We start from the raw sequence: 20518 nt of genomic DNA on the forward strand, positions 1-20518 counted from the left end.
CCCATCAAAATCAGAACTGCAACTTAATCCCCAAAGTACCGCGGGTATCGCTGTACTTATTGCGCCCAACCTGCTGGCCCACATCGGCCCACAGCGCCAGATTGCTGTTCAGTTGGCCTTCGGCGCCAATCCGAACTTCCGCCAGATTCTGGGTGCCGATCATAGCGTTACGCTCGCCGTTCATCTTCACCGCAAAGGCCCGGGTGTTATGTATCCAGTTGGCTTCAACGTAGGGGCGGAAGCGGTCAGAACCCCCTTTTTCCGTCCGTCCTTTCATCCAGGCGCGCATACCCAGCTGGGTCATCACATTGCCCGCCCCGCTGCTGCTAACGTGGGTTCCCTGATCTTCTACCAGCGAGTCCGCCCGCACGTCCATCCAGACAGCCTGACCGCGCGGTTCCAGCCAGAAGCTGAAGCGTTCGGAGCTACCGACCGGCAGCGCATAGCCTGCCTCTACCGAGGCCGTCACGCCTCGGGAGCGGTATTTTTCTTCGCGGAATTCGTCGCCAGAAACCCGGTTATGGAACCAGCCGTACTGAACCCAGGTATCAACCCAGGCACCAGTACGCCCGGCATCGTCAGCAAACCAGGTACCGTACAGTCCTACACTATAGCCGTTTACCTGACCGCGTGAGGTGTAGCCGGTCAGTTCCGAGCGGGTTTTGTTCTGGTTATGCCCATAGCCCGCCATCAGGCCAAACCGCCAGCTGTCGCTCTCATTGCTGCTCCAGCGCGCCACATCGCCGCCGAGCTGTACGGCATAGCTGTTGCTGCGGCTAATCAACTGACCGCCCGCCTCTTCAAAGCGGCTGTGAGAGCCGGTGTTACGCAGCCACAGCGTAGTGGAGTGACGTTCGCCAGTGACAGGATCGATATATTCATGCTCCCCCTGCCGGTCATGCAGACGGGTAAGGAACAGCGTATTGGCTGCCGCGATATTGGCGATATAGCTACCGCTTTCCGGGCGATACACCTTGGTGTAGTCGTAACGCCCCTGGGTGCCGCCATCGTCACTGCCGCCGCTGCCATTCCCGGACTTATCCGGATTATCGCTGCCATCCCCAGATTCTCCCGAATTATCGCTGCCATTCCCGGATTCTCCCGGATTATCGCTGTTATTCCCGGATTCTCCCGGATTACCGCTGTCATTACCACTTTCGTTTTCAGCGGGGGCCTCTTCCGGCGTACCCGCGCCACCGCTACCTGACTCGCCGGAGCCGCCGCCCGCACTGCCGGTATCGTTGCCCGTTTCTTCTTCCGCCGGGGCTTCCGGCACATTCGCGCCAGCGCCGTTATCATCCCCAGACTCTACGTCTGAAGCGGGCGTTTCCGGTTCGGCAATAACGCCCGTCACATCCTCTTCGCTGTTACTCAGATACCAGTTGCTTCCTTTCTGCACCAGCGCGTAGTCGTACAGACCAATACCAACCCGTCGATCCAGGCTAAACGCGCCATCGGATACGCCGCCAACGGTGATCAGTTCGATCCCCATATCGGTGTGTTCGCCGTGACCATAGATATTATTGAACTCTACCTGGGTGCTACCGCTGGTGTCGCCGGTGACCACCATACGATCGCCCGGAGAGTCATTGTCGCTATTCAGGGTGACGTTCATCACCAGAGTTCCGCCATCGCCGTGATAATCACCATTAACCGTCAGGGTCTTAAATTCCGAACCGGAATCATTCAGAAAGTTAATGGTGCCGCCGTTAAGCTGCAAACCGGTCAGCGTTGAGTTACCGGTCATATCCCAGACGCTGCCCGCACCGTTCAGCGCCAGATTCACCGTACCGCCATTCATGGCCGTCATGGTGCTGTAGAGATAGGAGTTATCCGCCGTGCGCAGATCGATATCCCCGCTATCGGCAACCACTGCGCCCCAGGCGTTCACCGTCTGGTCATTGAGCGTCACTTTACCGCCGTCCTGAGCAAAAAAAGCGGTGGCGTTATCTGCCGTGCGCAGATCGCCCAGATTGACGCTGCCGTTCAGATCGATGGCGCTGTTGCCTTCGGCCCCCACGTAAATCAGGTCGTTGCCCAACGGCGAACCTTCCGACACCGCAATATTCAGCTCGCCGTCCACCACAATAGTCGAAGCCACATCATCCCGGCTGTTTTGCGCGGTGATAAAGCGATCGGTTTCACTGACGCTGGCATTGCTGTCAAGCATGACCCAGGTATCTGTCAACTGTACCCGTGCGCCATCCTGAGCCAGGACGCCATTAATGCCATGAGTATTACCGGCATCACGTATCAGTTCCAGCTTCGCGCCGCCCTGGAGATCGATATTCGCCAGCCCCGATGCGGACGGACCGCTGGCTGATATCGCCGTTAACAGGCCATTGCCGGAAACCGACAGATCGGTGTAGCCAGCAGCGGTAATGCTGCCGCCGCTGGTGACCAGTCCCTGGATATTCGCATCGTGGCTACCGCTGTTCACCACGATCGAAGATTGATTCATCGCGATATTCTGCCCTGCGGCCTCAATGCCCGTGGCATTGCCTTGCGCGATAATATTTAATCCCAGATTCTCAAGTTGAACATTGGTGCTCTGGCTGGTGTTACAGTTCCCCGCCGGGGTACAGCTTGCCAATATCCCGGTGATGTCACCCGAGCTATTATTAAGTGTCATCTGAGATAAGCCAGTTAAATTCACGAATTGCGAACTGGCATTTTCTGACCTTGCAATCGTGTTTATGCCATATAACTGCGCCATATTCTGACCATAGTTTTCATCTGTAGCCTGAATATCGAGATCCTGGCCACGTACCATCCCGCCATTCTCAACGGTCAACGCATTCGCGCTATTACCAGAAATCATTTGGGTCCCGCTGCCCAAATCAATAGCGCTGCCATTAGCATAAACCACATATCTGGCGAACGCTGCCGATATATTTGAGCTGTCAATGGTCGCGCCGCCGTTAATAACAATATTTCCAGCCGCCAGCACAACACCTTGTCCGGAGCCGCCCGATACGCCGTTGATGGCCCAGACCGCCGAGACCTGGCTGCCGTTATCAATCACCAAATCACTGGCACAGACAGAGGCAGGCAGCAGCGCCAGGGCTATCTGAACAGCGAGTCGTTTCCTTACTCCAGGTAAAATCCGCATGAAGTTTCTTCCTGATACAGGGCTTCCATCTTCTCCGGCAAAAGTGTTCTTTCGCTACGGAGCGCTTTCGAAGAAGATCATTTCCTGTCTGGCTAAAACCAACCTATCTCCTAATGATGGGTACGCCAAGCCACAGACAGAAAATCTATCTCCAGGATAACTAATCAATTTTTAAGACCATTCCCGGATTAATTTCCTATAAAGATTTTCCTTAAAAATGAGATTTTTCACACGAAATTTTAAATTTTAAGAGGAGTAACACAACCCATATAACGGCATACAATTTAGATTCGGACATTTCCAACAATGCATCAAATAAAAACACAGAAAAGTACACGCAAAAATAGATATTACTGACATTTCCATTCAGTGAACAAACAAAAAAAGAGCGCCACAGGGCGCTCTCGAAACATACTGCTACCTCACTCAAGCCGCGCAGGGTGAATCACCGCTATTTCCTTCGTCTTTATCCACGGCAAAGCAGGCCACCAGCTGCCCCTGGTATGACTTAAGCTGCGGCGGGTTTTGAGTGCACGGCTCGAAACAGCGGCGGCAGCGGGCACTAAAGGCGCAGCCCGGCGGCGGATTCAGCGGACTGGGCAGTTCGCCAGTGAGCTTAATTCGCTCCCGACGCTGCGCCGGGTTAAGACGCGGCGTAGCCGACAGCAGCGCCTGGGTGTAAGGATGGCGCGGGTTGTCGAAGATCTGAGATTTGGTACCTTTTTCCACGCAGCGCCCCAGATACATCACCATCACCTCATCGGCGATATGCTCCACCACCGAAAGATCGTGCGAGATAAAGACGTAGGAGAGCCCCATCTCCTGCTGCAGATCCATCATCAGGTTCAGTACCTGCGCCCGCACCGACACATCCAACGCCGAAACAGGTTCATCGGCAATCACCACGTCCGGGTCCAGCATCAGCCCGCGCGCAATCGCGATGCGCTGACGCTGACCGCCGGAAAACATATGCGGATAGCGATCGTAGTGCTCCTGTTTCAGCCCTACTTTCGCCATCATCGCCATGGCCTTTTCCCGACGTTCCACTTTGCCAAGCCCGGTATTAATCAGCAGCGGCTCTTCCAGAATCTGGCCCACCTTTTTACGCGGATTCAGCGAAGCATAGGGATTCTGGAACACAATCTGGATCTTCTGGCGCCGCAGTTTTTCAGCCTGAGGATCATGCTTCAGCAGGTTCTGGCCCTGCCAGTAAAGCTCGCCCCCGGTTGGCGTTTCGATCATGGTCAACAGACGCCCCAGGGTGGACTTACCGCAGCCGGACTCGCCCACCACCGCCAGGGTTTTACCACGCTCCAGGGTGAAAGAGACGCCGTCCAGCGCCTTCACCTGACGCTCCGGTGCGAACAGCCCGGTTTTCACCGGGTAGTACTTTTTCAGATCGGTGGCCTGCAACAGCGGCTGACCGGGGTTATCTTGATTGCTCATAGCGTCGGCCTCCCGGCATCATCAAGCGGATAGTGGCACTTCGACTGACGGCCCTCTTCAAGGCTTGCAAGCCCTGGCTCTTCTGCCCGACAGCGATCGGTAGCGTAAGGGCAGCGCGGGTTCAGCAGGCAGCCGGACGGCCTGTCGTATTTACCCGGAACCACGCCCGGCAGCGAAGCCAGCCGCGCCTTGTCGTGCGCAAACTCCGGCAGCGCCCGCAGTAGTGCCTGAGTGTAGGGATGACGCGGCGCGCGGAAGATCTCTTCCGCTATTCCGGTCTCTACCACCTGCCCGGCATACATGACGATGATCTTGTGAGCGGCTTCGGCCACCAGCGCCAGATCGTGCGTGATCAGAATCAGCGCCATGTTCTCTTTCTGCTGCAGGTCCAACAGTAGCTCGATGATTTGCGCCTGGATGGTGACATCCAGCGCGGTGGTGGGTTCATCGGCAATCAGCAGTCGGGGTCGACAGGCGATCGCCATGGCGATCATCACGCGCTGGCTCATGCCGCCGGAGAGCTGGTGCGGGTAAACCGCAAGTCTTGATTCGGGATCGGGGATCCCCACCAGGTTCAGCAGGTCAATAGCCCGCTGGCGCCGGGTGCGGCGATTGCCGCCCTGATGCACCTTAATCGCTTCCATAATCTGATAGCCCACGGTGTAACAGGGGTTCAGGCTGGTCATCGGATCCTGGAAGATCATCGCCACATCGGCCCCCACCAGATTGCGGCGATCCCGTGAAGAAAGTCGCTGCAAATCCTGGCCGCTGAACATCAGCTCCTGCGCCATCACTTTGCCCGGGAAGTCGATAAGCCCCATCAACGCCAGGGAACTCACCGACTTGCCAGAGCCGGACTCACCGACAATGCCCACCACTTCGCCCTGATCCACGCTATAGCTCACGCGGTCCACGGCACGGAACGGCGCCACTTCGTCGCCGAAGTGCACCGATAAATTATCAACATTCAGTAACGCCATCTCATGCCTCTTTACTGCTTGAGTTTGGGATCGAGGGCGTCACGCAGGCCGTCCCCCATCAGGTTAAACGCCAGCACCGTCAGCAGAATGGCCAGTCCCGGGAAGGTCACGACCCACCAGGCACTCTGGGCAAACTGCAGAACATCCGAGAGCATGGTGCCCCATTCCGGCGTGGGCGGCTGCGCACCCATCCCCAGGAAGCCAAGAGCAGCCATATCGAGAATGGCATTAGAAAAACCGAGCGACGCCTGAACGATCAGCGGAGCAAGGCAGTTCGGGAAGATATTGATAAACATCTGGCGCAGCGCGCCTGCGCCCGCCACCCGGGAAGCGGTCACATAGTCCCGATTAACCTCCGCCAGTACCGCGGCGCGGGTCAGTCGCACATAGTGCGGCAGCGCCACAAAGGTCAGCGCCAGCGAGGCATTAACGATAGACGGGCCGAAGATAGCCACCAGTACCAACGCCAGCAGCAGGCTGGGTAGCGCCAGCATAATGTCGACCACGCGCATAATGGCAATATCCACCACGCCGCCGAAGTAGCCTGCCACCAGGCCGAGGATAATCCCCATCACCAGCGACAGCGCCACCACCAGACAGCCCACCAGCAGTGACAGTCGGGCGCCGTGCATCAGGCGAGACAGCACATCGCGCCCCACGTCATCGGTCCCCAGAATATGCTGCCAGCTTCCTCCTTCCTGCCACACAGGCGGATGCAGCAGCGCATCGCGGAACTGCTCCGCCGGGTTATGCGGCGCAATAAAATTAGCCAGTAGTGCAATCGCAAACATCATCACGATATAGGCCAGGCCAACTACCGCGCCTTTGTTGCGCCGGAAGTAGAACCAGAATTCACGCAGCGGAGACATCGGCACCGGCGCGCTCAGATTATTTTCAGTCAGTTGCGTCATGATGCTCCCCTTACTTCCTGTGGCGAATGCGCGGATTCACCACGCCGTACAGCAGATCCACCAGCAGATTCACCAGGATAATCATGGTCGCCACCAGCAGTACGCCGCCCTGCACTACCGGATAATCGCGGCGCTGTAGCGCCTCAATCAACCAGCGGCCAAGCCCCGGCCAGGAGAAAATAGTTTCGGTCAGAATCGCTCCCGCCAGCAGGGTGCCGACCTGCAAGCCAATCACCGTCACCACCGGCAGCATCGCATTACGCAGTGCGTGCACGATGATCACCCTAAGGCGGCTCAGCCCCTTGGCGCGAGCGGTGCGGATATAGTCCTCGCCCAGCACTTCCAGCATTGAGGAGCGGGTCATACGCACAATCACCGCCAGCGGAATGGTGCCCAGTACGATGGAGGGCAACACCAAATGTCCCAGCGCGTTAATGAAGTCGCCCTCTTCGCCCCAGAGCGCGGTATCAATCAGCATAAAGCCGGTCAGCGGCATGGTATCGTCCAGAAAAACCATATCGCTGATGCGCCCGGAAACCGGCGTCAGATCTAACTGCACCGACACCAGCATAATCAGCATCATGCCCCACCAAAAAATGGGCATGGAGTAGCCGGTCAGCGCCAGCCCCACAGCGGTGTGATCGAAGATTGAGCCACGTTTGACCGCCGCCAGTACCCCTACCGGAATCCCCACCGCCACGGCGAAGATCATGGCGCACACGCCCAGTTCCAGCGTGGCCTTAAAGCGCGGAACGAATTCATCCCAGACCGGGATGCGGCTTTTCAGGGAGATGCCCAGATCGCCATGCAGCACGTTCCAGACATAGGTGAAATATTGCTGCCAGAGCGGCTTATCGAGCCCCAACTGCGCCAGAAGCTGAGCATGACGCTCAGCAGACATACCGCGCTCGCCCGCCATAATCATCACCGGATCGCCGGGAATCATATGCACAAAGGCGAAGGTCAGCAGCGTGATACCAATAAACGTTGGGATAACCAACCCCAGACGTCTGAGAATAAACTGCAGCATATCCTGGATTCTCTGTTATCTCCCCCCGGCGCTGGCGCCGTCTGGCAAACGCCACCGACCGTCCGGCGGGATAGGATGTGTTACAGATACGAAACCCTCCCGCTCCCAAACGGGAGCAGGAAGGCGGCGCATCATAGCGGAACGGGCCAGGATTACTCGTCTAAAGAAACCTGATCAAAATGGTGGTTGCCCAGCGGATCCACAACATAGCCCTTCACCTCTTTACGCACCGGCTCATAGACGGTGGAGTGAGCGATGATCAGCGCCGGAGCCTGATCGTGCATAACCACCTGGGCCTGCTTGTAGAGTTCAATACGCTTATCGTGGTTGTCTGAAGCACGGGCAGTCTGAATCAGATCCTCGAACGGCTTATAGCACCAGCGAGAATAGTTGGAGCCATCTTTAGCCGCCGCGCAGCTGAACAGAGTGGCGAAGAAGTTATCCGGATCCCCATTGTCACCGGTCCAGCCCATCATCACGGTCTGATGCTCGCCATCTTTGGCGCGCTTGAGGTATTCACCCCACTCGTAGGAGACAATCTTCGCCTTCACGCCAATTTTCGCCCAGTCGGCCTGGATCATCTCTGCCATACGACGGGCATTGGGGTTATAAGGGCGCTGTACCGGCATAGCCCACAGATCGATGGTGAAGCCTTTTTCCATTCCGGCCTCTTTCAGCAACTGCTTCGCCTTTTCCGGGTCGTAGCTGTAGTCCTTCACATCGTCGTTGTAGCTCCACATGGTGGGCGGAATCAGGTTTTTAGCCGGCTGGCCAGCGCCCTGGTAAACGGCTTTGATAATCGCCTCTTTGTTCACCGCCCAGGTCAACGCCTGGCGAACCTTCACATTATCCAGCGGCGGCTTTTCAACGTTGAAGGACAGATAACCGACGTTAAGTCCCGGCTGCTCCATCATGGTGATATTTTTATCCTTCTTCATACCTTCGATATCCGCCGGATTGGGATAAGGCATGATTTGGCATTCGTTTTTCTGTAGCTTGGCGTAGCGTACCGAGGCGTCAGGCGTGATGGAGAAGACCAGGCGATCGACCTTCGCTTTATCTCCCCAGTAATCTTTAAAGGCTTTGTAGAGGATGCGCGAATCTTTCTGATACTGCACCAACTGGAACGGGCCGGTTCCCACCGGGTTGAGATCCAACTTCTCTGGCGTGCCCGCCTTCAGCATGGCATCGGCATACTCTTTAGACAGGATGGAAGAGAAGCTCATCGCCAGATCGGCCAGGAACGGCGCTTCGGGGCGGTTCAGCACTATCTGGACGGTGTAATCATCCAGCTTCTTCACCTCTTTAATCAGCGCCGGGAATCCCATACCTTCGAAGTACTCATAGCTGCCGCCAGAGACATTGTGGTAAGGATTCTGCTTATTCATCTGACGATCGAAGGAGAAGATAACATCGTCGGCATTCAGATCGCGGGTGGGCTTAAAGTTTTTAGTGGTGTGCCACTTCACGCCTTTGCGCAAATGGAAGGTGTAGGTTTTACCATCTTCGCTGACGTCCCATTTTTCCGCGACGCCCGGCCGCAGATCGGTGGTGCCCAGCTTAAATTCCACCAGTCGGTTATAAATGGGAAACGCGCTGGCATCGTTAGTAGTGCCAGAGGTGAACAACTGCGGGTTAAACCCTTCCGGAGAAGCTTCTGAACAATAAACCAGTGTTTTTGACTGTACGCTCGCGGCGATGGTCATAGCCAGCAGGCCAAGACCCAGTTTTATCATCCCTGATTTTCGCAAGGAATTTCTCATCAATTTTGCTCCAGTGTGATGTGTGTTGTGCGTTGTTTTCCCCCGCCATAACACCGATTGTTTCACTGTAGCTGGCCGTAAAGCGCCGACAACATCGTCGTCTATACCCTAAATAATTCGAGTTGCAGAAAGGCGGCAGGCTCGTGAATCCCCGGGAGCATAGCCGTACTATGTAACCGGGGTGAGCGAGTGCAGCCAACGCATCCGCAGCTTGAAGTATGACGGGTATATGCACTGAGTCAGGCCAGACTACGTTAATAAAACCTGCGTTATTTAGGGATTAACGTCGGACCTTTTTTATTTTTTACCCGGCCCGTTCGGAATATAAGTGAGGTAATCCCTGAGGTTATGGCCCGGTTATCCAGACAAAGAACCTGTTTACCCCCTTTCTCGCACTACAATCTGTCAACTGACAGACTAAAGGTCAATATAGTCGTCGGGGTTTTGTCAAAATTGTGTGCCATACGAAACAACGCTTAAAAAAAGCCTGTGCCTCGATTCACAGTACAGAAAATTATGCTACTGCCAGTTAATTAGAATAATACGCTGAATACAGGTTAAGAATCAGTCATCAATGAGGTTCTTTTTTCTGTGAAATTTGTCCCAGACAATGTGCTTATAGTGGGTTTATAGCGAACAATCTTCCGGTTTTAGAAGAAAATGCTATGGCGGTATTGAAGAAAAAAGGTGAGTCGGCCCCTCACCCCGTCCCTCTCCCTAAGGGAGAGGGGGCCCACCGACAAACGGTTGGCGTTGAGGGGCCCCGGAAAGCAAAAAACCCAACCTTGCGGTTGGGTTTTTCTGAATTTGGTCGGTGATAGAGGATTCGAACCTCCGACCCCTTCGTCCCGAACGAAGTGCGCTACCAGGCTGCGCCAATCACCGAATGCGGGGCGCATATTACTGCCCCCCTGTTGTGGCGTCAATCCTTTTTAAGAAAAAGAGAATCGATCGCCTGAAATCCCATCAATCCACTGCTTTCGCCGCCGAAGCGTCCGGAATGTGGCACCAGTTATTCTGCTCGTGAATCCCGCCATCCGGCGATGTGTAGCCCAGACAGCCCAGGATAGAGTCGTACAGCTCCACGTGGCGATGCTTCACGCCGCGTTTTGCCTCTTCCTGCATATGCGCAAAGCCGCGGGCGCGCTCAGGATCCTCCAGATACTTATCAGAAGCCCAGACCAGCAGCGGCACCCGGAACTGCTCCGGCGGCGCCATTTCACGCGGCGTACCGTGCAGACGCTCGTGCTCGTTAATGGACTCACCGTGATCCGACGCATAGAAGATCAGCGCCTTCTTATCACGGAACTGGTCATAAACCTTATCGATAAAACTGTCCACATAGAGGATGGAGTTATCGTAAGCGTTGATCAGCTCTGCCTGACTACAGTCCCTATCCCCGCCAATACACTCCGGCTTCCACTTCGCGTAATCACGAGTGTAGCGCTGGGCGTAGGAGAAGTGAGAACCCTTGGTATGCAGAATCACCAGGTGTTTCCCCTTAGGATGTTTCACCAGCGAATCTTTCACCTCATCCAGCAGCAGCATATCGTCCACCCGTTTGCCCTGATGGCGGGCGCCGATGATCTCACGATAGGCAATATTTTCTGCCATGGTGTTGCTGTAAAACCAGAGTTCACTCTGCATCGCAAACAGATCGCTGCTGAAACCCAACTGACGCAGCACCGCAAAAATGTTCTGCTCTTTCAGGGTACGCTGCGGATTATCTTCCGTCCCCCCTTCCCGCACGAACATACAGCGTAGCGAAAGCTTGGTTGCGGTATCGCAGGACTCACCGCGAAAGGCCGCCAGGTTCTTCTCGCGCGAGAGATTCGGCGTGGTATCACGCTCATAGCCTAGCACCCCCATATGATCCCAACGGGTGGTTTCACCGATAATAAACACCACATAGGTCTCGTCGATGCCCTTCGGCGCCTCATATTTGAACTTCTGCGCCGGGTTCATCAGCGAATTGTGATCCGCTGATTCATCTACCTGCGCCCAGGCGTAGAGACCCAGCGCCGCAACCCAGTTCGAAGGCAGATAAGAGTTAGCCACCACGCCGCCGTAGCTCGGCATATCAACCCGGGTGGTCTCTTCAATCTCTTTCATCTGGATATCAATAAAACGCAGCGGCGCCCAAACCAGCAGACCGGCGACAACCACCACGGCCAGGTTCTTCAGACGCAGCCCGGGAGTACGCAGTTGATGAAGCAGAGTAAAACGGCAGCGATTACTCCAGATAAGCAGCAGCGGCAGCGCGCTGACCAGTACCATCCAGATAATGAAATTTTTACCGACCACTTCTTTCGAAAGATCGATATCCGTCGTCATTACCGAGGCAACAATGCCATAGCCAATCACGACATTTAAAAATGTCATGTAATAGCTGGCGCCCACCGAACAGAGCACAACAAAAGAGGCCAGTACCTGCCAGAGCCGACGGCCAAACAGTGAAATAATCCGGAACAAAAAGAAGGTGACCAGAACTGTCGCCGCCACTTCTACCACGGCGGTCACGCCATCGAGCAGCGTGAAGTCCTGTGCGAACAGACTGAAGCGCCGATAAAATACCGATGCATTCAGAAAGAGGCCGATATAGATAGCCAACAGAAAGCAGAGTTTCTGCTGAGTTATCGATTTTATAAATTTCATGCAAGCCGCCCCGGCAAAAATAAAAAGGTCTTAAAACATTTATCTGACCCTGAAAACGCGCCAGAGTTCTGAGGGGAATACCCACGAAGTAAAACAGGATTAATCTGCAACAATCCAGGCAGGTGGAAAAATAAAAGTCGCACATACTTTAAGGTGTTTCGCAATGGATAAAAATTAGACAATTCTGTATCTGACTATTCTGAGCGAATATGCTTAATTTTTTCGGTAAAACTGGACGCGTTATAAGAGGTTATGGGAAAACATCAGAGTAAGTGGCTCAGGTTTCACGGGAGGAAAACGGATGCTGTCACTGGAAGAACACGCTCGCCGCTTTGCAACAAGGGCCCATGCTGCCCAGGATCAACGGCGTAAATATACCAACGATCCCTATATCATCCACCCCGCAGCGGTGGTGGAACAGGTACGTCTGGTACTGCCCGAAGATGAGCCCGCGTTGGCCGCCGCCTGGCTGCACGATACCGTAGAAGATACCGATACCACCCTGGCCGATATCGAAAGCCATTTCGGCCCCGAAGTGGCGCGTCTGGTAGAAATGCTGACCAATCCGCCTACACCGGAAGAGATGAACCGCGCCCAGCGTAAGCGCCTGCACTTTCAGCATACCGCCCACGCCTGTTCCCGCGCCCAGACCATTAAGCTGGCCGACATTATCGACAACACCCGGGAACTATTACATTTCGATCCCGACTTCGCGCGGGTTTACCTGCTGGAAAAGCGACTACAGTTGGACAGTATGACGCTGGGGGATGCCCGACTACGCCAGCAGGCGCAGCAGCTGGTGGAACAGGGGATTACCCAATTAATGAGGCCGCCGTATAACGTCCCGGCGGCCTGGTTTGATAAACGAGCAACGCACTATCTGGCACCTCAGGCGTGAACCTCTTTCAGGTGCTCGCTGCCCGGCTGACGAATAGTGGTGGAGAACGCCAGCGACAGAATCAACAGGGCGAAGATAACGCAGAAGGTGATATAGAAGCCGCCAAACAGCGACGCGATAATCGAACCGCAGATGCTGCCGATACCGAAGCCCAGGTAGATAACGCCGTAGTTTTTAGTCAGGTTATTCAACCCGAAGAATTCGCTGACCAGTGACGGATAGACGGTGATAGTGCCGCCGAAGTTAAAGGCTACGCAGGCAATCGCCGCGAAAAAGGTCATGGCGTTTAGCGGCGCGAACAGCAGCGCGGCCATCCCCACCAGCGAAATCACCTGCCCGAGGGTAATCACCCGAATACGCGCTATTTTGTCCGACAGCACCCCCAGCACCAGGCGACCGCCAAGGTTGGCAATGGAGATAACGGTCACAGCGCTGGCTGCAGTCATCGCATCCAGGTGTACCATCCCCTGGGCGATATCCTTGGCAACGCCGATTACATACAGACCGCTCATGCAGGCGGTCAGAAACATCAGCGCCAGCATCCAGTACTGCGGTTTGCGCATAGATTCGGCCAGCGTGAAATCCTGTTCGGCACTGCCATCGGCCGCGGTGACTTTCTGCGGCGGCGCATCGCTCATCAGGACAGAGCCCGCCAGTACCATCGCCAGCGCCATCGCGCCCCAGATAATAAAGGTGTTTTCCAGGCCGTAAGCCGCCAGCAGGTGGCTGTTGATAAATTTAAAGCCCAGGCTGCCCAGCCCGTAGGAGCCAATGGCAAAGGCGGAAATCAGCCCCTTGCGCTCCGGGAACCATTTAACGCAGTTCGACAGCGTCATCAGATATCCGGCCCCGTCCGCCAGCCCCACCAGTACCCCGGCGCACAGCCAGAGGAGCATCAGGTTACTGGACCAGGCGGTCAGGCACAGCCCCACGCCCAGCATCAGACCCGCAGCGACAGAAACCCGGCGCACGCCGAAGCGGTCCTGCAGCTTACCCGCTACCGAAGAGGAGAGCGCCAGCGCCAGGCTGAGCAGGCCGAAGGAAAAGGCCACCTGGCTCACCGGTTCGCCCAACTTATTCGCCAGCGGGCCATTAAACAGGCTCCAGGTATAGACAGAGCCCAGCGCAAACTGCGTGATGATGGTACCGATAAGGGTTAACCAGCGGGTACGATTCGTTGTAGTCATGTTCATAGCAGAAGTCCTGGTCAACAAATGAAATCGTCAATCTCTGCCAGCTACCTTATCCGTCACGTAATACGACCAGGGGGAAAAAGGAATGAAATGCCGCTCAGGCGGAATGAAATGCCACAGGACGGGAATGAATGACAGCGACACCTGTCCACCCACCAAAAAAGTAAGCAGTCACTTTCCTTTAATACCTTGCTATATAAGGCCTTAACGATTACAAATCAGTATCTGATGATTAACATATCTCCGCCATTGTTAACACATGACGCACAGTGTCAGAGCGCAAACCACAGGAATAGCGGGTTCCCATCACACCCGGCGAAATTCGCCAAAATGATAGTAAGCACTAACTTATTTTTCCTGCTACCCGCCCACCGCGATCCGGGCTGCAAATTTTGGTCATGCCTGACCGGCTACAGCCGAAAAGCGCTATTATCGCCACTGGCGATTCCGCCGGTCTGATTAAGGAGCAATCAATGCAACGCTGTGGATGGGTGACTCAGGACCCGCTCTATCTTGCCTATCACGACAATGAGTGGGGCATGCCGGAAACAGATCGGCAGAAGCTGTTTGAAATGATCTGCCTGGAAGGCCAGCAGGCGGGGCTATCATGGATAACAGTGCTGAAAAAGCGGGAAAACTACCGCCGGGCCTTCCACCACTTCAACCCCGATGTGGTCGCTCAAATGACGCCCGATGACATAGAAAGACTGTTACAGGATCCGGGAATTATTCGCCACCGGGGGAAAGTGACCGCGATTATCGGTAACGCCCGATCACTGCTGGCCATGGAGCAGGACGGCGAAGATTTTGTGCAGTTCGTCTGGTCCTTTGTTGACGGACAGCCCATCATCAACCACGCCGCCAGCCTGGATGAGGTTCCGGTCACCACACCGGCCTCCGATGCGCTGTCGAAAGCACTGAAAAAACGCGGCTTCAAGTTTGTGGGCTCCACCATCTGTTACTCCTTTATGCAGGCCTGCGGTCTGGTTAACGACCACCTGACCAGTTGCTTTTGCCACCCGGAATCGAAGGTGTGATTCGCCCCCTGGTGCCTCAGGCGGATATTTCGCCGCTACTGACGCTATGGCTGGAGAGCACCACCCTGGCTCACCCCTTTATCCCGGCCAGCTACTGGCACGAGAGCCTACCCGCAGTGCGCGACGACTATCTGCCCCACGCCCGGAGCTGGGTGTGGGATGATGGCGCACTGCGCGGCTTCGTCAGCGTGATGAATGAACGTTTCGTCGGCGCGCTGTTTGTCGCCCCCGAATGCGCCCGCCGGGGCATTGGCGGCGCGCTACTGCGCCATGCCCAGAGCCGCTACCCGCGGCTGAGCCTGGAGGTGTACCAGCAAAACACCCGAGCCGTTGCTTTCTATCAGGCCCAGGGGTTTCGCGTGGTGGAATCTGCCTGGCAGCGCGACACCCGCCACCACACCTGGATTATGCAGTGGCAGGCGGATCAAACGCCCTGACCGGCATCTCAGGCCCCTGATATTTTTCCAGCCAGACCAGCGATGAATTAGCCGCACAGCCGTTCGCCAGCCGCGAGGTGGGAATATCCAGGGTCAGCACGTTGACCGCGCCGTGTCGGCAAAGATTGCCGGCTTCCGGCGCCAGATCCGGCCATCCTCCCTCGTGAATACAGATGACGCCCGGCTTAATATCCGCCGTGACCTGCGCGCCAGCCAGCACCTGGCCGCGCTGGTTCCAGACCCGCACCACATCGCCATCGGCAATGCCGCGCGCTGCCGCATCAATAGGATGCAGCGTGACTGGCTCACGCCCCGCCACCGCATAACGTTCACGTAGCTGCGCGTAGTTCAACTGGCTGTGCAGCCGGTGCGCGGGGTGGGAAGAGAGCAACTGAAGCTGCCCTTCCCGGGCGTTGCCATGCCATTCATCCGGCGCCAGCCAGCGGGGATGAGGCGGGCAGTCGGCGTAACCGTAAGCGGCAATGCGTTCAGAATAGATCTCGATTTTGCCGCTGGGCGTCTTCAGTGGATGACCCTGGGGATCGGCCCGAAAGTCTCCAAAGCGCACAAACCGGGCGCTGTTTTCATCTTCCGGCATCTCGACAATCTGATTCGCCGCCCAGAATGCGGAGAATTCCGGCAGCGCAACGCCGCGGGCTTCACCCTGCTTACGTGCAACGTCGTAGAAATAGTTCAGCCAGGCCATTTCATCCCGCCCTTCGGTAAAGCGCTCGCGACCGCCCTGCTCCAGCCGTTCGGCCAGAGAGGCGAAGACATCGAAATCGTTACGCGCGCCGAATTGCGGCGCCACGACCTGCTTCATCGGCACCAGATGCTGCTGACTGTAATCACCGGTCATGGTCAGATCGTTGCGTTCAAACGAGGTGGTAATCGGCAGCACAATATCGGCGTGCTTCGCCGCTGCCGTCCAGAAACATTCGGAGATCACCACCAGCTCCGGCTTCTGCCAGGCGGCAATCAGGCGGTTGGTATCCTGATGATGCGTAAAGTTACCGCCACCGGCCCACCAGACCATGCGGATATCGGGGAACTGACGCGTTTCACCGTTATGCTGATAGACGCCGCCGGGGTTCTCCAGCGCTTCGACAATACGCGCTACCGGAATGCGCTCCACGGCATCGCTACCCCCGGCCACGCGGCCCTGCATCGAAGCCGGTACAGCGGCCCGACGCGTGGGGTTACCGCCGTTCGCAAAGTGGTACGACAGTCCAAAACCGCCGCCGGGCAGCCCAATCTGGCCCAGCATGGCGGCCAGAGTAATCAGCATCCAGTGCTTCTGTTCGCCATACTGCTGGCGCTGCATGCCCCAGCCAGCCATTAACATAGTGCGATGATGGCGAAAGATATCTGCCAGTTCACTAATTTTATCGCCAGATACACCACAGATGGCCGCCGCCCACTCCGCGTTTTTCGCCACGCCGTCATCCCTGCCTGTCAGGTAGCGCTCGAAGATGTCATAACCATGGGTGCATGAGTCCAGGAACGCCCTGTCGTGCCAGCCGTTTTCCACCAGGGTATGGGCAATACCCAGCATCAGCGCCACATCACTGCCCATATGTGGGGCTACCCATTCGGCGCTATCCTCCAGGAAGGCCGCCGTTTCCGAACGCATGGGATCGATACAAATCAGGCGCTTACCGCTCTGTTTAAGCTGTTCGAAGAAACCGATGCCCTGCTCGTCTGATGCATTCCAGGCAATCTTCAACGTATTTAGCGGGTTGGCGCTCCAGAGCACCACCACCTCACTGTGCTCCAGCACCAGCGGCCAACTGGTCTGCTGTTGATATACCTCATTGCTGCCCACCACGTAGGGCATAATCACCTGGGCCGCGCCGGTGGAATAATCGCCCAGATGGCCGGTATAGCCCCCCGCCTGACTCATATAGCGCTGTAGTAGCGTGGCCGCTTTGTGCAGGATGCCGTTAGATCGCCAGCCATAAGAGCCTGCGAAAATCGCGGCGGGGCCATGGCTGGCACGAATGCGTTGATGCTGCGCGTGGATAAGATCCAGCGCTTCTTCCCAGCTTACGCGCACATACTCATCCTGCCCGCGCACGCCCTGCGGTTTATCCGGTGATGTCAGGAATCCCTTACGGACCATCGGCCAACGCACGCGGGTTTTACTGTGAACCTGGTCACGCACCGCGCTCTGTAACGAGTTCGGATGTACCGAAGCCAGGGCCCCCGTGGAGGAAAATACCTGCTCACCGTCGGTCTCAACCAACATGGGCCCCCAGTGGGCCGCGGTCAGAATCGTTTTTGTTGAAGTGGTCAAAGCCTGTGCTCCCGGATGTCTGGGCTCTTTCTGATGCTGTTAATAATTGTCACAAAATTCAGAATTTGGCCTGGAATGTTTTGCGTCATCAAACGGCATAATCTCCCGCGACGCCCATAGGGGCATAATAAAGAAGGACGAAGGAAATAATAAAATGAAAAAACGTAGTGTTATTTATATTGCTGCTCTGGTCAGCGGCGCTCTGGCGGTTTCCGGCTGCACAACAAACCCTTACACCGGTGAACGAGAAGCGGGTAAATCCGGCATTGGCGCAGGTATTGGCTCGCTGGTCGGCGCAGGCGTAGGCGCACTCTCGTCTTCGAAAAAGGATCGCGGCAAAGGCGCGCTGATTGGCGCTGCGGCAGGCGCCGCATTAGGCGGCGGCGCGGGTTATTACATGGATGTACAGGAGGCCAAACTGCGCGACAAGATGAAAGGCACCGGCGTTAGCGTCACACGCAACGGCGATAACATCATCCTCAACATGCCGAACAACGTCACCTTCGATAGCAGCAGCGCAACGCTGAAACCGGCGGGTGCCAATACCCTGACCGGCGTGGCGATGGTGCTCAAGGAGTACAACAAGACCGCCGTTAATGTGGTGGGTTATACCGACAGCACCGGCGGGCAGGATCTGAACATGCGCCTGTCACAACAGCGCGCTGACTCCGTCGCCAGCTCACTGATCACCCAGGGCGTAGAGGCTAACCGCATTCGCACCAGCGGTATGGGTCCGGCCAACCCCATCGCCAGCAACAGCACCGAGCAGGGCAAGGCGCAGAACCGCCGCGTCGAGATTACCTTAAGCCCGATGCAGTAACTCCGGCCACTTGCCATCGCCGATTTTCGCGCTAAGGTGTTGTCACTTCAGCGAAGGAATCGGCGATGAAAAAATCAACTCGAGCGACCATCAGCGATGTCGCAAAAGCGGCTAACACCGGTAAAACCAGCGTTTCGCGCTATCTTAACGGCGAACAGCATCTGCTCTCCGATCCCCTTCTTGCCCGTATTGAACAGGCCATTGCCGATCTCGATTATCGCCCCAGTTTAATGGCCCGGGGCCTGAAGCGCGGTCGTACCCGTTTGATTGGGCTTATCATCGCCGATATAACCAATCCCTACTCGGTGGACGTGCTCAGCGGTATTGAGGCCGCCTGCCGCGAGCGGGGCTTTACGCCGCTGGTCTGTAACACCAATAACGAAGTAGACCAGGAGCTGCATTACCTCGATCTGTTACGCAGCTATCAGGTGGAAGGGATTGTGGTGAACGCCGTCGGTATGCGTGAGGAGGGACTCAACCGCATGCAGCAGTCAGCCCTGCCGATGGTGCTTATCGACCGTAAGATACCGGACTTCGCCTGCGATGTGGTGGGGCTGGATAACGCCCAGGCCGCCAGTACCGCCACCGAACATCTGGTGGAGCAGGGATTCGAAGCCATTCTGTTTCTTAGCGAGCCGCTGGGTTCCGTTAACACCCGTCGCGAACGACTGCGCGCTTTCCGCCATACTCTCTCACGCTATCCGGGCATCGTGGCGGAAAACGCCGAAGTTCCCCTGCATGAAAACGCACAGCTCGATGCCCTGCTGCATCAGTTCAACAGCCGCTGTCGCGGCATGCGCAAAGCGCTTATCTCCGCCAACGGCGCGCTGACGCTTCAGGTGGCCCGCTCTCTGAAACGCCTGGGCCTTAACTGGGGCAGCGATATCGGCCTGCTGGGCTTCGATGAACTGGAGTGGGCGGAGCTGGCAGGCGTTGGCATCACCACGCTGAAACAGCCCACCTGGCAGATTGGCTATGCCGCGCTGGAACAGGTGGTTAAGCGCATTGAAGGGGTCAGCGATCCGGTGCGCGAACAGGTATTTTCCGGTGAACTGATCGTCAGGGGCTCCACCCGTCGTTAACCCCGATGTTCGTGACGACGATCATAAATTATCACTCCAGGACTTCTCGATGGAACCGGTTCCATTTACCGTAAGTGTAAAGAAGATGTTGCCGCTCCGGAGAATCCGATGGAGAGAAAAATTATCGTGGTCACCGCCGCCTATGGACGTGACCGTATCCAGGCGTTGGGCGGTCAATCCGCCGTCCTGCCCATCATTGCCGAAGCCGGCGCCGACGGTGTGGAAATCCGCCGTGAACTGCTTACCTCCACGCAGCCAGACCACCTGACCTCACTGGCGGATGCCATTGCCGTCAACGGCCTGATGGCCTGCTATTCGGCCCCCGAAACGCTGTGCCTGCTGGATGGCAGCCTGAATCCGCAAATCCCGGAACTGCTGCTGGAAGCTCACCGTCTGAATGCCCGATGGCTGAAGCTTTCGCTGGGCCATTTTCAGGAGAATTTTCCGGCCAATCGGCTGCGCCAGTGGCTGGCGGAAAGCCCCGTCGCACTGGTAGTGGAAAACGACCAGACTCCCGGCGGCCGCCTGGCGCCGATGGCGCGTTTTCGCGATGCCTGCCGCCAGCATCAGCTACCGGTCAGTCTCACCTTTGATATGGGCAACTGGCTGTGGGTGGACGAATCTCCGGAACAGGCAGCGCGCCAGCTTGCCCCGGCCGTTGGTTACGTTCATGTGAAGGCCGCCGCGCCCGGCAATCACGGCTGGCGGGCGCTGCCCCCGGATGAAGCCGGTGAACGCTGGGCGGCGCTGCTTAACCTTCTGCCGACGGACGTGCCGCGCGGCATTGAATTCCCGCTGGAGGGCCGCGACCTGACCGCCGTCACCCGCCACTACGTCAACCTGCTACGCGAGGAGTAA

15 protein-coding genes and 1 tRNA gene are annotated in these 20518 nt (G+C 56.5%); 6 read left to right on the forward strand and 10 right to left on the reverse strand.

Features of this window, described 5'->3' with window-relative positions; translation table 11 throughout:
* Positions 1-10: 10 nt before the first annotated feature.
* The 8 genes from FEM41_RS04355 to eptB all read right to left on the reverse strand — a co-directional run bounded on the left by FEM41_RS04355 (position 11) and on the right by eptB (position 11897).
* Positions 11-3112, reverse strand: coding sequence for an autotransporter outer membrane beta-barrel domain-containing protein (locus FEM41_RS04355; protein ID WP_138094809.1), 3102 nt, complete (start codon positions 3110-3112; stop codon positions 11-13).
* A gap of 426 nt (positions 3113-3538) precedes the next feature.
* Complete coding sequence (gene dppF / locus FEM41_RS04360) at positions 3539-4558, reverse strand: dipeptide ABC transporter ATP-binding subunit DppF (RefSeq protein WP_138094811.1); 1020 nt, start codon at positions 4556-4558, stop codon at positions 3539-3541.
* Positions 4555-5538 (reverse strand): dipeptide ABC transporter ATP-binding protein, encoded by a 984-nt coding sequence (gene dppD / locus FEM41_RS04365; protein ID WP_138094813.1) that lies wholly within the window; start codon positions 5536-5538, stop codon positions 4555-4557. The genes dppF and dppD overlap by 4 nt, the downstream gene beginning before the upstream one ends.
* An 11-nt stretch (positions 5539-5549) precedes the next feature.
* The gene (dppC, locus tag FEM41_RS04370) at positions 5550-6449 is read right to left on the reverse strand and encodes a dipeptide ABC transporter permease DppC (RefSeq protein ID WP_138094815.1); all 900 of its coding nucleotides are present in this window, start codon (positions 6447-6449) and stop codon (positions 5550-5552) included.
* A 10-nt stretch (positions 6450-6459) separates the two neighbouring features.
* On the reverse strand, positions 6460-7479 hold the full coding sequence (gene dppB, locus FEM41_RS04375; RefSeq protein ID WP_138094817.1) for a dipeptide ABC transporter permease DppB: 1020 nt from the start codon (positions 7477-7479) through the stop codon (positions 6460-6462).
* Positions 7480-7631: 152 nt separating this feature from the next.
* Entirely contained in the window at positions 7632-9242 is a 1611-nt protein-coding gene (gene dppA, locus FEM41_RS04380; protein ID WP_138094819.1) for a dipeptide ABC transporter periplasmic-binding protein DppA, read from the reverse strand.
* A gap of 808 nt (positions 9243-10050) precedes the next feature.
* Positions 10051-10127 (reverse strand) — tRNA-Pro (locus FEM41_RS04385).
* An 81-nt stretch (positions 10128-10208) separates the two neighbouring features.
* The gene (eptB, locus tag FEM41_RS04390) at positions 10209-11897 is read right to left on the reverse strand and encodes a kdo(2)-lipid A phosphoethanolamine 7''-transferase (protein ID WP_138094821.1); all 1689 of its coding nucleotides are present in this window, start codon (positions 11895-11897) and stop codon (positions 10209-10211) included.
* Between the two features lie 301 nt (positions 11898-12198).
* Here eptB and FEM41_RS04395 point away from each other — a divergent pair, with 301 nt between their 5' ends.
* Positions 12199-12795 carry an HD domain-containing protein gene (locus FEM41_RS04395; RefSeq protein WP_138094823.1) on the forward strand — a complete coding sequence of 199 codons (597 nt, stop codon included), beginning with the start codon at positions 12199-12201 and terminating at the stop codon, positions 12793-12795.
* On the opposite strand, the gene FEM41_RS04400 is transcribed toward FEM41_RS04395, so the two are convergent.
* Positions 12786-13988, reverse strand: coding sequence for an L-lactate MFS transporter (locus FEM41_RS04400; protein WP_138094825.1), 1203 nt, complete (start codon positions 13986-13988; stop codon positions 12786-12788). The two genes, FEM41_RS04395 and FEM41_RS04400, sit on opposite strands and share 10 nt — an antisense overlap.
* 473 nt (positions 13989-14461) lie before the next feature.
* Here FEM41_RS04400 and tag point away from each other — a divergent pair, with 473 nt between their 5' ends.
* A complete protein-coding gene (gene tag, locus FEM41_RS04405) occupies positions 14462-15025 on the forward strand; it encodes a DNA-3-methyladenine glycosylase I (protein WP_138099107.1) in 564 nt (187 codons plus the stop codon).
* Complete coding sequence (locus tag FEM41_RS04410) at positions 15025-15462, forward strand: N-acetyltransferase (protein ID WP_241666609.1); 438 nt, start codon at positions 15025-15027, stop codon at positions 15460-15462. The genes tag and FEM41_RS04410 overlap by 1 nt, the downstream gene beginning before the upstream one ends.
* Here the strand turns inward: FEM41_RS04410 and FEM41_RS04415 are convergent.
* A complete protein-coding gene (locus FEM41_RS04415; RefSeq protein ID WP_138094827.1) occupies positions 15431-17758 on the reverse strand; it encodes a molybdopterin guanine dinucleotide-containing S/N-oxide reductase in 2328 nt (775 codons plus the stop codon). The genes FEM41_RS04410 and FEM41_RS04415 overlap by 32 nt on opposite strands.
* 154 nt (positions 17759-17912) lie before the next feature.
* Here FEM41_RS04415 and FEM41_RS04420 point away from each other — a divergent pair, with 154 nt between their 5' ends.
* The 3 genes from FEM41_RS04420 (at position 17913) to FEM41_RS04430 (ending at position 20518) form a co-directional block, all read left to right on the forward strand.
* A complete protein-coding gene (locus tag FEM41_RS04420) occupies positions 17913-18578 on the forward strand; it encodes an OmpA family lipoprotein (RefSeq protein ID WP_138094829.1) in 666 nt (221 codons plus the stop codon).
* A 65-nt stretch (positions 18579-18643) separates the two neighbouring features.
* Positions 18644-19660 carry a LacI family DNA-binding transcriptional regulator gene (locus tag FEM41_RS04425; protein ID WP_138094831.1) on the forward strand — a complete coding sequence of 339 codons (1017 nt, stop codon included), beginning with the start codon at positions 18644-18646 and terminating at the stop codon, positions 19658-19660.
* Between the two features lie 108 nt (positions 19661-19768).
* A complete protein-coding gene (locus FEM41_RS04430) occupies positions 19769-20518 on the forward strand; it encodes a sugar phosphate isomerase/epimerase family protein (protein WP_138094833.1) in 750 nt (249 codons plus the stop codon).

Source organism: Jejubacter calystegiae (assembly GCF_005671395.1).
GTDB classification, from domain to species: Bacteria; Pseudomonadota; Gammaproteobacteria; order Enterobacterales; family Enterobacteriaceae; genus Jejubacter; species Jejubacter calystegiae.

Excerpts from the sequence above, each read along its gene's own strand:
- FEM41_RS04355 (WP_138094809.1), bottom strand. The coding sequence starts at position 3,112 with ATGCGGATTTTACCTGGAGTAAGGAAACGACTCGCTGTTCAGATAGCC.
- dppF (WP_138094811.1), bottom strand. The coding sequence starts at position 4,558 with ATGAGCAATCAAGATAACCCCGGTCAGCCGCTGTTGCAGGCCACCGAT.
- dppD (WP_138094813.1), bottom strand. The coding sequence starts at position 5,538 with ATGGCGTTACTGAATGTTGATAATTTATCGGTGCACTTCGGCGACGAA.
- dppC (WP_138094815.1), bottom strand. The coding sequence starts at position 6,449 with ATGACGCAACTGACTGAAAATAATCTGAGCGCGCCGGTGCCGATGTCT.
- dppB (WP_138094817.1), bottom strand. The coding sequence starts at position 7,479 with ATGCTGCAGTTTATTCTCAGACGTCTGGGGTTGGTTATCCCAACGTTT.
- dppA (WP_138094819.1), bottom strand. The coding sequence starts at position 9,242 with ATGAGAAATTCCTTGCGAAAATCAGGGATGATAAAACTGGGTCTTGGC.
- eptB (WP_138094821.1), bottom strand. The coding sequence starts at position 11,897 with ATGAAATTTATAAAATCGATAACTCAGCAGAAACTCTGCTTTCTGTTG.
- FEM41_RS04395 (WP_138094823.1), top strand. The coding sequence starts at position 12,199 with ATGCTGTCACTGGAAGAACACGCTCGCCGCTTTGCAACAAGGGCCCAT.
- FEM41_RS04400 (WP_138094825.1), bottom strand. The coding sequence starts at position 13,988 with ATGAACATGACTACAACGAATCGTACCCGCTGGTTAACCCTTATCGGT.
- tag (WP_138099107.1), top strand. The coding sequence starts at position 14,462 with ATGCAACGCTGTGGATGGGTGACTCAGGACCCGCTCTATCTTGCCTAT.
- FEM41_RS04420 (WP_138094829.1), top strand. The coding sequence starts at position 17,913 with ATGAAAAAACGTAGTGTTATTTATATTGCTGCTCTGGTCAGCGGCGCT.
- FEM41_RS04425 (WP_138094831.1), top strand. The coding sequence starts at position 18,644 with ATGAAAAAATCAACTCGAGCGACCATCAGCGATGTCGCAAAAGCGGCT.
- FEM41_RS04430 (WP_138094833.1), top strand. The coding sequence starts at position 19,769 with ATGGAGAGAAAAATTATCGTGGTCACCGCCGCCTATGGACGTGACCGT.